Annotated in this window: 9 protein-coding genes and 2 pseudogenes; 8 read left to right on the top strand and 3 right to left on the bottom strand. The window is 62.7% G+C overall.

Going from position 1 to position 12,850, the window contains the following annotated elements:
* Positions 1-104: 104 nt before the first annotated feature.
* The 3 genes and pseudogenes from OCX61_RS27195 to OCX61_RS03985 all read left to right on the top strand — a co-directional run bounded on the left by OCX61_RS27195 (position 105) and on the right by OCX61_RS03985 (position 2,864).
* Positions 105-1,421: a methyl-accepting chemotaxis protein gene (locus tag OCX61_RS27195; protein ID WP_315973266.1), complete on the top strand. Its 1,317-nt coding sequence runs from the start codon at positions 105-107 to the stop codon at positions 1,419-1,421.
* Positions 1,422-1,723: 302 nt separating this feature from the next.
* Positions 1,724-2,227, top strand: a pseudogene (locus OCX61_RS03980) (polymorphic toxin type 15 domain-containing protein); the annotation flags it as partial.
* Between the two features lie 19 nt (positions 2,228-2,246).
* Positions 2,247-2,864 (top strand): GAD-like domain-containing protein, encoded by a 618-nt coding sequence (locus tag OCX61_RS03985; RefSeq protein WP_261942701.1) that lies wholly within the window; start codon positions 2,247-2,249, stop codon positions 2,862-2,864.
* A 44-nt stretch (positions 2,865-2,908) separates the two neighbouring features.
* Here OCX61_RS03985 and cysZ read toward each other — a convergent pair whose 3' ends face one another.
* A complete protein-coding gene (gene cysZ, locus OCX61_RS03990; protein ID WP_085673811.1) occupies positions 2,909-3,637 on the bottom strand; it encodes a sulfate transporter CysZ in 729 nt (242 codons plus the stop codon).
* 311 nt (positions 3,638-3,948) lie between these two features.
* Here cysZ and trxB point away from each other — a divergent pair, with 311 nt between their 5' ends.
* Positions 3,949-4,911 (top strand): thioredoxin-disulfide reductase, encoded by a 963-nt coding sequence (trxB, locus tag OCX61_RS03995; protein WP_085673809.1) that lies wholly within the window; start codon positions 3,949-3,951, stop codon positions 4,909-4,911.
* A gap of 164 nt (positions 4,912-5,075) precedes the next feature.
* Here trxB and nadC read toward each other — a convergent pair whose 3' ends face one another.
* A complete protein-coding gene (gene nadC, locus OCX61_RS04000) occupies positions 5,076-5,924 on the bottom strand; it encodes a carboxylating nicotinate-nucleotide diphosphorylase (protein ID WP_152956585.1) in 849 nt (282 codons plus the stop codon).
* A gap of 244 nt (positions 5,925-6,168) precedes the next feature.
* Here nadC and OCX61_RS04005 point away from each other — a divergent pair, with 244 nt between their 5' ends.
* The 4 genes and pseudogenes from OCX61_RS04005 to OCX61_RS27295 all read left to right on the top strand — a co-directional run.
* Complete coding sequence (locus OCX61_RS04005) at positions 6,169-8,313, top strand: DUF1631 domain-containing protein (RefSeq protein WP_261942702.1); 2,145 nt, start codon at positions 6,169-6,171, stop codon at positions 8,311-8,313.
* Between the two features lie 89 nt (positions 8,314-8,402).
* Positions 8,403-8,975, top strand: a complete 573-nt coding sequence (gene ampD / locus OCX61_RS04010) for a 1,6-anhydro-N-acetylmuramyl-L-alanine amidase AmpD (protein ID WP_261942703.1) — start codon at positions 8,403-8,405, stop codon at positions 8,973-8,975.
* Entirely contained in the window at positions 8,972-9,802 is an 831-nt protein-coding gene (gene ampE / locus OCX61_RS04015) for a regulatory signaling modulator protein AmpE (protein ID WP_261942704.1), read from the top strand. The genes ampD and ampE overlap by 4 nt, the downstream gene beginning before the upstream one ends.
* 1,632 nt (positions 9,803-11,434) lie before the next feature.
* Positions 11,435-11,950 (top strand): annotated as a pseudogene (locus OCX61_RS27295) (methyl-accepting chemotaxis protein); the annotation flags it as partial.
* Positions 11,951-12,073: 123 nt separating this feature from the next.
* Here OCX61_RS27295 and OCX61_RS04025 read toward each other — a convergent pair.
* Positions 12,074-12,850, bottom strand: a complete 777-nt coding sequence (locus tag OCX61_RS04025; RefSeq protein ID WP_261942706.1) for a TatD family hydrolase — start codon at positions 12,848-12,850, stop codon at positions 12,074-12,076.

Genomic DNA, 12,850 nt, shown 5'->3' on the forward strand with positions numbered 1-12,850 from the left:
AGTTTCAGCGTTGTGAATATTTCTTTTCAGGGTGCTCAAGCGGCACGCGGCGCAGCCGATGAAGATGCATCCGAATCGGTTTGATGCGCTCCGGGAGTGCGGTGATGTTCAACAGCAAGCTCAAGAAAGAAATCCAGCAACTGCGCGAAGAGCTGATGGCCATCGAGCAGGTCAAGAGCAGCCTCGACAGCGAGATGCTGGTGCTGCAGCTCGACCCCCAGGGGCGCATCGAGCAGGTCAACGGCAATTTCGAGAGCGAGATGCTCTACCGCGCCGAGCAGCTGATTGGCCGCAACATCGAAGATATCGTGCCAGCGCACGTGAAGAAGCTCGATTTCTACCAGCGCATGAAAAACGCCATCAGCCGTGGCGAGCACCTCAATGGCGCCTTCCGTCTGCTGCGCGGCAACGGCCAGGAAGCCTGGCTGCGCTCTATCCTGCAGCCGGTGAAGAGCGCTGATGGCCGTATCAGGCATTTCTCCATGCACTCCAGCGACCTGACCCGCACCATCGAAGCGTCCCGTGAGCACGAGAGTCTGATCAAGGCACTGATGCGTTCCACCGCCGTGATCGAGTTCAACCTCGACGGCGAGGTGCTTACCGCCAACGACCGCTTCCTGCAGACGGTGGGCTACAGCCTGGAACAGGTGCGTGGCAAGCATCACCGCCTGTTCTGCGAACCTGAGGAAGCCAACTCGGCGGGTTACCAGGCCTTCTGGGACAAGCTGCGCCGTGGCGAGTACGTGGCCGACCGTTTCAAGCGGATCGATGCCCATGGCCGCACGATCTGGCTGGAGGCTTCCTACAACCCGATCTTCGATGCCCATGACGTGCTGTACAAGGTGGTCAAGTTCGCCACCGTGATCACTGAGCAGGTCAATCAGGAACAGGCCGTGGCGCAAGCCGCCGACATCGCCTACAACACCTCCCTGGAAACCGACAGCAGTGCCCGCAAGGCCACCGAAGTCGTGACCCAGACCGTGGACGTGATGCGCGGCCTGGAAGGGTCGATGCAGGACGCCGCCGAGGGTATCCAGGCACTGGACAAGCAGTCCAAGGTGATTGGCGCAATCATCAAGACCATCAGCGATATTGCCGGGCAGACCAACCTGCTGGCGCTCAACGCGGCCATCGAGGCCGCCCGTGCTGGTGAGCAGGGCCGTGGCTTCGCCGTGGTCGCTGACGAAGTGCGGCAGTTGGCCTCGCGTACCAGCAGTGCCACCGAGGAGATTGCCAAGGTGGTGCAGCAGAACGAACAGCTGGCCCAGGCGGCGGTGGACATCATCGATACCAGCAAGCGCCAGGCGGAGCAGGGGTTGGCGCTGGCGGCGGATACCGGTGGGGTGATCGTCGAGATCCAGGAAGGGGCGAAGAAAGTGGTCGATGCGGTGGGGCAGTTTTCCAGCCAGTTGAGCCATTGATCATGGCTTGGGTTGTGTAGCGCCTGTGAGATTGAGCGCCGCCCGCGCGGCGCATCGCGAGCTGCGCTCGCTCCTACGTTTGTTTCGGGCCAGTAATGCCTGTGTCAGGCGCGCGCGACCGCTTTGTGGGTACGACGCAATATCGCGCCATGCGCCAAGGCGTTCGCGCGCAAATCCCCCAGGAATCATTGGCCCGAAACAAACGTAGGAGCGAGCGCAGCTCGCGATGCGCCGCGCGGGCGGCGCTCGATCTCAAGGGCGGCAAATCCCTCCAGCCGTACCCCTCGCAGCAACACCCAATCCCGAACGTCCCCCAACCCCCGTTGCATACGGTGCCGTGTTTCAAGGCGGACAATTTGCCAGCGTCGAAGCATGGCGAGTTTGAACGGCAGTTGAAAGGGCAGCAGGATGGATTGAACCGGCTCACAGTTGAAGAATTTTTGGAGAATGTTGTAAATCCCAAGGAGCGTGATCCGAAGGTTGCGAGAAATGCAAGAAGGAAATTGTATGATGATCTGAGGAGAAGAGCTTATGACGAGCTATCTAAGGGTATGAGCCGAGTTGAAGCAAAAAAACTCTCAGCGAAACAGGCGAAGGAAACTATGTCCTCTCTTGCTGCGCTGCATAATCCAGATTTAATCGCCGGTGGCAGGGATGTCATTGCGGACTTCGGGGATAGACAAGTAAATTCCACTATAGGTCCCCAGTGGAAAAGCAGGGTAGGCGAGCTAATACAATCAGTCAAAAAGCAGTCCAAAGAGGACGGTGTCTCAGGCTTTTTGAATGTTAGATTGCATAAGTGCTAACAAACTGAGGAGCACAACAATGGACGACGTTTACTCACTTTTCATAGAGGAAATGGGCGAGCCGGTGTTCAGGCAGGAGGTGCCTCCTTCTAGCATTGAGCGCTACAGAGGTAAGTTGCCGGAAAAACTTTTGGCGTACTGGGCCGAGCACGGCTGGTGCGGATATGGTGATGGGATATTTTGGACCGTCAATCCTCAAGATTACGAGGGCGTAGCTGCCTCATTCATAGAGGGCACTCCGCTAGAAGGGCGGGATACCTATCACATCATTGCCCGTGGCGCTTTTGGTGACCTTTATCTGTATGGTGAGAATTCCGGATTTTCATTAAATATCGTAGCCCATACTTCAAACTATTGCGGTTCGGCTGGTGAACTTGATGCGAATAATATGGATAAGGAGGTAGAGGGTTTCTTTCTTTTGATGGAGCGAGAATCCAATGATTTTGGGGAGTTCTTTGCGCCTGCAAAGGAACGTTTAGGTGTCCTTGGGTGTGATGAGATGTACGGGTTTGTTCCTGCGCTGGCGTTTGGAGGATTAAGCAAGCTTGATAATCTTCAAAAGGTTAGTGCAGTAGAGCATTTGATACTGCTCTCTCAGTTGTCACCTCTTAAACCCTACAGCTTCTCCGATTTTTAATAAAACACGCTGGGTAAAGGGCTGCCCGGCAGCCCTTCGCTCAATCAGTTCCGCTCGCGCACCCAGAACAACGTAGCCCCCGCCACCGCCGCCGGCATCATCAGCACGTTGACGCCAGGAATCAGCAACGCCAGGTAGGTGATGCCGCCAAAGCCCAGCGACTGCCAGCGCTTGCTGCGCAACCAGGCAAGCATGTCCTGCCAGCTCATCTTGTTGTTGTCCGCCGGGTAGTCGATGTACTGGATGGCCATCATCCACACGCCGAAGATCAGCCACAACGGCGCGGCGACGACGTTGACCACGGGGATCAGCGACAGGATGAACAGGCCGATCGCCCGCGGCAGGAAGTAACCGAGCTTGCGCATCTCGCGGCCGAAGGTGCGCGGCACCATGGCCATCAACTCGCCCCAGCTGAATGCCGGGAACGGGTCTTCACCACGAACGACCACCTCGACCTTTTCCGCGAGAAAACCATTGAACGGCGCGGCGATGACGTTGGCCACCAGGGTGAAGGTGAAGAACACCATCAGCACCAGCAAGGCCACGAACAGTGGCCACAGAATGTAGGAAAGGAAGCTCAACCAGCTGGGCAGGGTCGGCATCAGCGCGTCGAGCCACAGGCTGAACTCGTGGCCGGCGAAGTAGATCAGGCCGCCGAACAGCAGCAGGTTGATCGCCAGCGGCAACAGCACGAACATCCGCAGGTTGGGGCTCAGCACCAGTTTCAGGCCTTCGCGCAGGTACTGGGGGCCGGAGAGGACAGGGGCTTGCATCGGGACACTCCGCAGAGAAGGGAAAACGCGCTGACCTTACCGAGTTTGCCGCGCCGACGAAAGGCAGGCGCACATGAAGAAACCGGCTGTAACAAATGCGCCAGGGCCGTTCGCCCGGGTGAAATTCGCAGATAGAGGATGCCTATGAGGTGGATTGTCGAAGGATATTTCCTTAATCTCTGCCACCTCGCTACAGTGCGCTCAACTTTCCGCTTTCTGGGCCTGCGCGTTGTAGCCTTCCCCAAGTGCTGCGTGGGTCCTTTTTAATTTCCAGCTGGCGGCCGCTGCGGCCCGCTCGACAGGAGTTCGACATGTCTGAAGTACGTCATTCGCGCGTCATCATCCTCGGTTCCGGCCCCGCCGGTTACAGCGCTGCGGTCTACGCCGCCCGCGCCAACCTCAAGCCACTGCTGATCACCGGCATGCAGGCGGGTGGCCAGCTGACCACCACCACCGAAGTCGACAACTGGCCGGGCGACCCCCACGGCCTGACCGGCCCGGCCCTGATGCAGCGCATGCAGGAACATGCCGAGCGTTTCGAGACCGAGATCGTCTTCGACCACATCAATGCCGTCGACCTGGCCAACAAGCCGTTCACCCTGCAGGGTGACAGCGGCAAGTACACCTGCGACGCGCTGATCATCGCCACTGGCGCCAGCGCCCGTTACCTGGGCCTGCCGTCGGAAGAAGCGTTCATGGGCAAGGGTGTATCGGCCTGCGCCACCTGCGACGGTTTCTTCTACCGCAACAAGCCGGTCGCCGTGGTCGGCGGCGGCAACACTGCCGTGGAAGAAGCACTGTACCTGGCCAACATCGCCAGCAAGGTGACCCTGGTGCACCGCCGCGAGACCTTCCGCGCCGAGAAGATCCTGGTCGACAAGCTCAACGCCCGTGTCGCCGAAGGCAAGATCGAGCTCAAGCTCAACGCCACCCTGGACGAAGTGCTGGGTGACAACATGGGCGTGACCGGTGCGCGCCTGAAGAACAACGACGGCAGCAGCGACGAAATCAAGGTCGACGGCGTGTTCATCGCCATCGGCCACACCCCGAACACCTCGCTGTTCGAAGGCCAGCTGACCCTCAAGGACGGCTACCTGGTGGTCGCCGGCGGCCGTGAAGGCAACGCCACCGCCACCAACGTCGAAGGTGTGTTCGCCGCTGGCGACGTGGCTGACCACGTTTACCGTCAGGCCATCACTTCCGCCGGTGCCGGCTGCATGGCAGCCCTGGACGTCGAGCGTTACCTGGACGGCCTGGCCAACGCCTCGTTCTAAGCTGACATTGCTGGGGCCGCTTTGCGGCCCCTCGCCGGCAAGCGCGGCTTCTACAGGGGTTATGCAGTCCCTTGTGGGAGCCGCGCTTGCCGGCGAAAGGGGCGCAAAGCGCCCCCACAAAAAAAACCGGCCATCTGGCCGGTTTTTTCATGCCTGCGATTCGCTCACAGGCTCAGTCGCATCGACAGGTCCACGGCCTTCACATCCTTGGTCATCGCGCCGATCGAGATGTAGTCGACGCCCGTCTCGGCAATCACCCGCAGGGTGGTTTCGTTGACCCCGCCGCTGGCTTCCAGCTTGGCCTTGCCAGCGGTGATACGCACCGCTTCGCGCATTTCATCCAGGGTCAGCTCGTCGAGCATGATGATGTCGGCGCCAGCATTCAGCGCCTGGCGCAGTTCATCCAGGCTTTCCACTTCGATTTCCACCGGTTTGCCGGGGGCAATACGATGCGCCGCCGCCACTGCCTCAGCCACGCCACCGCTGGCGGCGATGTGGTTTTCCTTGATCAGGAAGGCGTCATACAGACCGATGCGGTGATTGTGGCAACCGCCGCAGGTGACCGCGTACTTCTGCGCCAGGCGCAGCCCTGGCAGGGTCTTGCGGGTGTCGAGCAGTTGCACCTGGGTGCCTTCGACCAGGTCGGCGAGGAAGCGCGCACGGGTGGCCACGCCCGACAGCATCTGCAGGAAGTTCAGTGCGCTGCGCTCACCGCTGAGCAGCGAACGCGCCGGGCCCTCGAGGTGGAACAGCGGCTGATTGGCAGTGGCGCGCTCGCCATCGGCCACCTGCCAGTGCACGGCCACGCGTGGGTCGAGCTGACGAAACACGGCATCGACCCAGGCGGTGCCGGCAATCACGCAGTCTTCGCGGGTGATGATGGTGGCCTTGGCCAGGCGCTCGGCCGGGATCAGCTGCGCGGTGATGTCGCCACTGCCGATGTCCTCCAGCAGTGCGCGGCGCACATTGGCTTCGATCTCGGCGGTCAGGTCGGCAAGGCGTAGGTTCGGCATGGTCGGCTCCACAAGCTAGATGCCGGCGATTATAGGGCAGGGGGACGGCGCCGTGTACAGCTGCCTGGCAGGCGACCATTGGTCAGGCCAGATGAGCATTTTGCCAAAAACACAGTCATTTACCCGCCAGTGAAGAGTACTGGCAGCTGTCGGCATTTTTACCGATAATGGCGTCCAACATTTGGCGTCATAGCTTTGACGATTTCTCGCCCTATCGAATACGTCACCCAGCAAGGAGTCCGGGATGCATAAAGAAGGCAAGGTGGTGCCCCTGGCGGCCGCCATCGATCGAGGCGCACGTACGCCTTTACCTTGCCTTCCGGTGTTGCTCCTGCAAGTGCGTGACAAGGCCGCCCTGCAACTGCGCCAGGGCCTGCAGGCGCTGTTCGACAATGCCGACGATACGCTGTTCGAAATGGCCGACCGGGCGGCTGACCGCTTCGACCAGAACTTGTACTTCGAGGCCATGCGTGACCTGCGCCTGAAGCGCAAGCACATCGAACGCGGTTTTCTCGACATCTTCTACGACACGTTCGCCCGGATCGGCCAGTTCGACCCGCTGGGCCAGCTGGGGGCGACTAACAAGGCACAAATGGAGCGTGCCGCCGCTGTCGACGGCATGGTTGCCCGGGTGCTGTCGCGTGATGGCGTCGCCCTTGAGCAACTGGGCCAGCGCTTGCAGTGCCTGCTCGGGCGCAGCTTCGACGAACAGCAGAACCCGTTCGGGCCTGCTGCGCTGTGTGGCTATTTCCTGGACGCCGGGCGCAATCTGGGCGTGGGCTTGCGGGTCAAGCTGATCCTGCTGAAGCTGTTCGAGCGTTATGTGCTGCGTGATATCGACGTGCTTTATGCTGAAGCCAACCAGTTGCTGGCCGCTGCTGGCGTGATGCCGGAACTGCAGCCGGCACCGCGTCGGCGCGCCGAGGACCGCCGCCTGAGTTCGCGGCGAGTGTCGGCCAGCCTCGAGCCTGATGCCATGGGCGCAGACAGCGCCGGGCATGCCTTCATGCGTTCACTCGAAGGCCTGCTGTCGCCGTGCCGAGGCCGCATCGCCCCGCGCCTGCAAGCTGCCGCCAGCGCCCAGCCGATCAGCACCGCCGATTTGCTGCGCCTGCTTTCGCACCTGCAGCACTATGTGCCGGCCACGATCGACGATGACGACTTCGACCTGGGCCAGCAGCTTGAACAGTTGCTGCTGCGGGTCAGCGTGCGCAGCGGTACCCGCCGGCGCATCGCGTGCGCCGACGAGGACATGATCAACCTGGTCGGCCTGCTGTTCGCTTACATCGCAGCCGACGACAACCTGCCGCTGAGTCTGCGCGCACTGATCGTTCGCCTGCATATACCGCTGCTCAAGGTGGCGCTGCTGGACAAAAGCCTGTTCAGCCGTGCCAGCCACCCGGCGCGGCGCCTGCTCAACGAGATCGCCGCTGCCGCGATCGGCTGGGAAACCGGCAGCGAAGGCCTGCGCGACAGCCTGCATCTGCGCGTGGAGCGCATCGTCCAGCGCCTGCTCAATGATTTCACCGATGACGCCACGCTGTTCGCCGAGTTGCTGGAGGATTTCCTCGCCTTCAGCCAGGACGAGCGCCGGCGCAACGAACTGCTGGAACAACGTACGCGCGATGCCGAAGAAGGCCGCGCCCGAGCTTTGCAGGCCCGCCAGCAGGTGCAGCAGGCGCTCAACCAGCGCCTGCGCGGTCGCACGCTGCCGCAAGGGGTCGTGCACATGCTCGTGCAGTCCTGGAGCCAGGTGCTGTTGCTGGCCTGGCTCAAGCAGGGCGAAGCGTCCCAGGCCTGGCAGCAAGCGCTGGCGACCATGGATAGCTTGCTCGCCAGCATTGTCCCGCATCAATCACCGCAGGTGTTGCTGCAACAAGTGCCAGGCCTGCTCAAGGCCCTGCGTGACGGCCTGGCCAGCGTGGCGCTGGACTCGGCGGCAAGCCGTGGATTCTTCCAGCAGCTGGAGCAGCTGCACCTGCGCGCGTGTGCACAGGGCACACTGCCTGCTGGCAGCGATGCACTGGCCGAAGTCCTGGTGGCCGAGGATATCGTACTGGCCGTCGCCGACGAGTCCGCCTGCGCGCCGCTGCATCAACTCGATGAGCAAGCGGCAGAGCTGCGCCTGGTGCAGCGCCTGCGTATCGGTGCCTGGGTCGAAATGCTCGATGATGACGAGCCGCTGCGCTGCAAGCTGGTCGCGCGCATCGACAGCAGCGACCGGCTGGTGTTCGCCAACCGCACCGGGATGAAGGTGCGCGAATGGAACACGGTCAGCCTGGCCCAGGCCCTGCGCCGTGGCGCTGCGCGATTGCTGGATGACGGCCTGCTGTTCGAGCGGGCACTGGAAACCGTGCTCCAAGGCCTGCGCCAGCAGCAGGTGCAGTGAGCTGGCGGCATTACAATCATTCACATGCACAGCGCCCCACGCCCAAGGCATACTGCAGCTCTGTACCGGTGCTTTTCAGGATCTGCCCCATGCAATTGGACCGTGCCACTGGCTGGTTCCACGGAAACGGAATCACCCACTGCCCCTCGCCGAACTTCAACGCCCGCCCGGAGGGTGAAGCGATTTCCCTGCTGGTGATCCACAACATCAGCCTGCCGCCGGCCTGCTTCGGCAGCGGCAAGGTCCAGCAGTTCTTCCAGAACCGCCTGGACCCGAACGAACACCCTTACTTTGCCAGCATCAGCCACCTGACCGTTTCGGCGCACTTGTTCGTCGAACGCGACGGTGCAGTGACCCAGTTCGTCTCGTTGCTCGACCGTGCCTGGCATGCCGGCGTGTCGAGTTTCGACGGGCGTGAGGGCTGCAACGACTTTTCCATCGGCATCGAGCTGGAAGGCACCGACGATCTGCCCTATACCGATGCCCAGTACACCGTGCTGGAGCAACTGACCCGGCAAATCCAGGCCGCCTGGCCGGTGATCGGCCTTGAGCGTATCCAGGGCCACAGCGACATTGCCCCGGTGCGCAAGACCGACCCCGGCCCGGCGTTCGACTGGGAGCGCTACCACAAGGCCATGGGGTACAACGAGGACAACGCATGAGTTTTCTGGTGCTGTTACTGGCGCTGTGGGTAGAGAAGTTCTCTGCCCTGCGCCATCAGGTGCAACGAGACGCTTTCTTCCTGGGCGAACTGGTGCGCCTGGAGCGCAGCGGCAAGGTCCACCCCTGGTGGACGCTGGCGATCCTGGTGCTGGCGCCGGTGCTGGTGCTGGTGCTGTTGCTGCACGTGCTGGACCCGGTTGCCTACGGCTTGCTGGCCTTGCCGCTGCACTTGCTGGTGCTGATCTACAGCCTGGGGCGCGGCGATGCCAAGGCTTCCCTGGGGCCGTTTCGCGATGCCTGGCGGCGTGGCGATGACCAGGCTGCACTGCATGTGGCCGAGCGCGACCTGGGCTTGGCGGCCGACGAGCCACACAGCCTGCTGGTGCGGGTGCAGGGTTACCTGTTGTGGCAGGCCTACCAGAGCTTCTTCGCGGTGATCTTCTGGTACTTCGTGCTCGGCCCCGGCGCGGCGCTGGCCTACCGCTTGCTGGCACTGACCGCCGAGCATAGCCTTCAGCCTGCGCTCAAGGCCCGTGCCGAGCAGCTGCGGCACATCATGGACTGGCTGCCGGTGCGGGTGCTGGCCCTGAGCTTCGCGCTGGTCGGCAATTTCGTCGCGGTGACGCGGGTGATGCTGCACGAGCTGCTCAACTGGCACATCAGTGCCGGGCACCTGGTGGCCAGGGTCGGGCGCGTTGCCGATGACATCCCCGAGGAAGAAGACCCCCAGCGCGGGCTGGGGAGACTGGACAGCCTGTGGGAGCTGCTGCTGCGTTGTGCGGTGCTGTGGTACGCAGGGTTTGCCCTGTGGACAGTCCTCGTATAGTCGGCTGCGGTCGCTCCTAAAGAGGCATTCGCGGGCAGCGGTTAACCTTAAGTTACAAACCTCCGATTCGATCTGCGTTATACAAGTGGCCTAGTGCTATCTCTGCAGAACAACAAGAATCCATGGAGGTGCCCCGTGAAGCGTCTGCTCTACCCGGCCATCGCATTGATGAATCGGCTGAGCTTCGGCCAGAAGTTCAGCCTCATCAGCGTCCTGTTCTTCCTGCCCATGTTGGCCACCAGCTTTTATCTGGTGCGTGATGCCTACCAGCAGTTCCAGGCCACCCGCGCCGAGTTGCAGGGCATGGCGCCGCTGGCTGACAGCCTTAGCCTGCGCGCCGACCTGGAGGCGCTGGGCAACCTCTTGCAGATCAATGCCGTGCTTGGCCAGTCGGGCCAGGCCGGGGACCTGGAGGCACGAATCGCTGCATTGCAGGACAAGGTCCAGGCGCAGTTGCACAGGCTGCAAGGGGATGCGGCGGTACCTCAAGGCAAGCTCGAAGAATTGGCTGGGGCATTTGCCAGTGCCCGGGCGGAATCGTCGCTGCAGAACAAGGCCGCACTGTTCGACAAGCTGCTGGCCCAGGCGCAGATGCTGGCCAAGCAGGTGGTCAGCCAGTCTGGCCTGAGCCAGGACAGCCAGGCTTCGGTGCGTCAGTTGAGCGAACTGCTGGGGGGCGCCACGGCGCAGGTCACCCAGGCCCTGGGTGAAGGCCGGGCCATGGGCGCCATTGCCCTGGGGCGGGGGTTCATCGACTCTTCTGGCAGTGCCCGTTTCGAAGACCTGCTGCAACGCCTCGATCGCCTTGGCGCCGACTATGCCTTGCGGCTGGATGATGCCCTCGCCACGGAGCGGACTGCCAAGGCCAGCTTGGCGGGCGCGGCAGCAAGCAGCCAGGCGACGGTCAGGCAGGCCGCGTCGTTGTTCGAAGAGCAGGTGGTGGTGGCGGAAACGCTCGATGCCCCTTGGCCGGCGTTCTATCAGCAGGTCAGCGAACTGATGGCGCAGACCTATCGTTTCAACGATGCCTTGCTTGCGGACCTGCAGGGGCAGTTGCAACAGCGCCTGGCTGAGCAGCGCGTGCGCATGCTCGCCCTGGGCGTGGTGCTGGCCGGTGTCTTCGTGCTGATCCTGTACTTGTATGGCGGCTTCTATGTATCGACCCGGGCCACCTTGCGCCGGCTGGGCTGTGCCATGGACAAAGTGGCTGCCGGTGACATGACGGTCAGCTTCCAGGCCCACAGCCGCGATGAACTGGGTGAGTTGGGTCAGGGCTTCAGTGAAACCGTGCGTCGTATCCGCGGCCTTATCGACCAGGTCGGGCGCACCGTGGTGGCCGTCGAAGAGCAGGCCGGGCAGGTGCTGGCGGTGTCGGCGCGGAGCAATCAGGCGGTCAGTGGCCAGCGTGAACAGATAGAGCAGGTGGCCACGGCGATGAACCAGATGAGCGCCACTTCGCAGGAGGTGGCGCGCAGTGCCGCGCTGGCCGCCAACGGGGCACAGCAGGTCAATCGTGAAAGCGCCAATGGCCGCACGTTGGTGGAGAGCCAGCAAGACAGCATCGGCCGCCTTGCCGAGGAAATCGACCAGACCGTGCTGGCAATCAATCGGCTGGCTGACGACAGCCAGGCAATCGGCCAGGTGCTGGAGGTTATTCGCAGCATTGCCGAGCAGACCAATCTACTGGCGTTGAATGCGGCCATCGAAGCTGCCAGGGCCGGTGAGCAAGGGCGTGGGTTCGCCGTGGTGGCTGATGAAGTGCGCACCCTGGCCCGGCGTACCCAGGACTCCACTGAGCAGATCGCGCTGATGATCCAGCGCCTGCGTGAGGGGGTGGCTGCGGCGGTGCAGGCGATGGGCAGCAGCCATCAGATGGCGGCGGGTACGGTCGATGAAGCACGCCAGGTGCAGCAGGCGCTGGGCAATATCCTGGGTGCAGTGGGGGGCATCGTCGAGCAGAACCAGCAGATTGCGGCGGCGGTCGAGCAGCAGACGGCGGTGGCCCATGACATCGACCGCAACATCGTCGCGATCAACCGGGCGGCGCAGGACACCACCCAAGGGGCTTGCCAGGCCGAGGATGCCAGCCGGGTGCTGTCGACGCAGGTGGTGGAGCTGAAACGCCTGATCGGGGCGTTCAGGGTTTAAGGCCGGCTCTTGAGTTGCCTGTATTGGCCCATTCGCGGGTGAACCCGCTCGCACAGAGACTGCGCAACACTCGGTCTCTGTGCAATACCTGCGGGAGCGGGTTCACCCGCGAAGAGGCCGGTACTACCAGCCAAACAGCTCACAGGCATTGCGACTGCTGGCCTCAGCCAGTGTTTCAGGCTCAATGCCCATCAGCTCGGCCAACGCCTCGGCAATCTCCGGCAGATGTTCCGGGCTGTTGCGCTCGCCGGCATACATCGCCGGGGCCATGTCCGGCGAATCGGTCTCCAGCACGATGCTCTCCAGCGGCAGGCGCGGGAGGGTCTTGCGCAGGCGTAGCGCCTGCGGCCAGGTCGCTGCGCCACCCAGGCCAAGCCGAAAGCCCAGCTTGATGTACTCGCGCGCCTCTTCGTAACTGCCGGCAAAGGCATGGATCACCCCCGCGCGCGCCGGCTTGTAGCGCTTGAGCGTGGCAATCACCTGGGCATGGCTGCGACGCACATGCAACAGGGCAGGCAGCCCGAAGTCACAGGCCATCTGCAACTGGGCCTCGAACAGCGTCTGCTGGCGTTGCTTGTCCAGTGCTTCGAGGTAGTAGTCCAGGCCGAACTCGCCGACTGCGCACAGCCGTGGGTCGCCGTGCAGGCGCTCCAGCCATTCGCGCAGCTGCGTCAAGTGCTCCGGCCGGTGCTGCTCCAGGTAGATCGGGTGCAGCCCCAGTGCCGCATGCACGCTGCGTTGCGCGCAGGCCAGGTCCCACACCCGCTGGAAATTCGCCTGGTACACCCCCAGCACCACCATGCGCTCCACCCCGCGCGCCGCCGCGTTGGCCAGCAGGCGCGGGCGGTCGGCATCGAAGTCGGGGAAGTCCAGGTGCGTGTGGGTGTCGATCAGGCGCAT

It is taken from the genome of Pseudomonas sp. LRP2-20 (assembly GCF_024349685.1).
Taxonomy (GTDB): domain Bacteria; phylum Pseudomonadota; class Gammaproteobacteria; order Pseudomonadales; family Pseudomonadaceae; genus Aquipseudomonas.

Coding starts and splice junctions, on each gene's coding strand:
- OCX61_RS27195 (WP_315973266.1), top strand. CDS start 105: ATGTTCAACAGCAAGCTCAAGAAAGAAATCCAGCAACTGCGCGAAGAG.
- trxB (WP_085673809.1), top strand. CDS start 3,949: ATGTCTGAAGTACGTCATTCGCGCGTCATCATCCTCGGTTCCGGCCCC.
- OCX61_RS03985 (WP_261942701.1), top strand. CDS start 2,247: ATGGACGACGTTTACTCACTTTTCATAGAGGAAATGGGCGAGCCGGTG.
- cysZ (WP_085673811.1), bottom strand. CDS start 3,637: ATGCAAGCCCCTGTCCTCTCCGGCCCCCAGTACCTGCGCGAAGGCCTG.
- ampE (WP_261942704.1), top strand. CDS start 8,972: ATGAGTTTTCTGGTGCTGTTACTGGCGCTGTGGGTAGAGAAGTTCTCT.
- ampD (WP_261942703.1), top strand. CDS start 8,403: ATGCAATTGGACCGTGCCACTGGCTGGTTCCACGGAAACGGAATCACC.
- OCX61_RS04005 (WP_261942702.1), top strand. CDS start 6,169: ATGCATAAAGAAGGCAAGGTGGTGCCCCTGGCGGCCGCCATCGATCGA.
- OCX61_RS04025 (WP_261942706.1), bottom strand. CDS start 12,850: ATGCGCCTGATCGACACCCACACGCACCTGGACTTCCCCGACTTCGAT.
- nadC (WP_152956585.1), bottom strand. CDS start 5,924: ATGCCGAACCTACGCCTTGCCGACCTGACCGCCGAGATCGAAGCCAAT.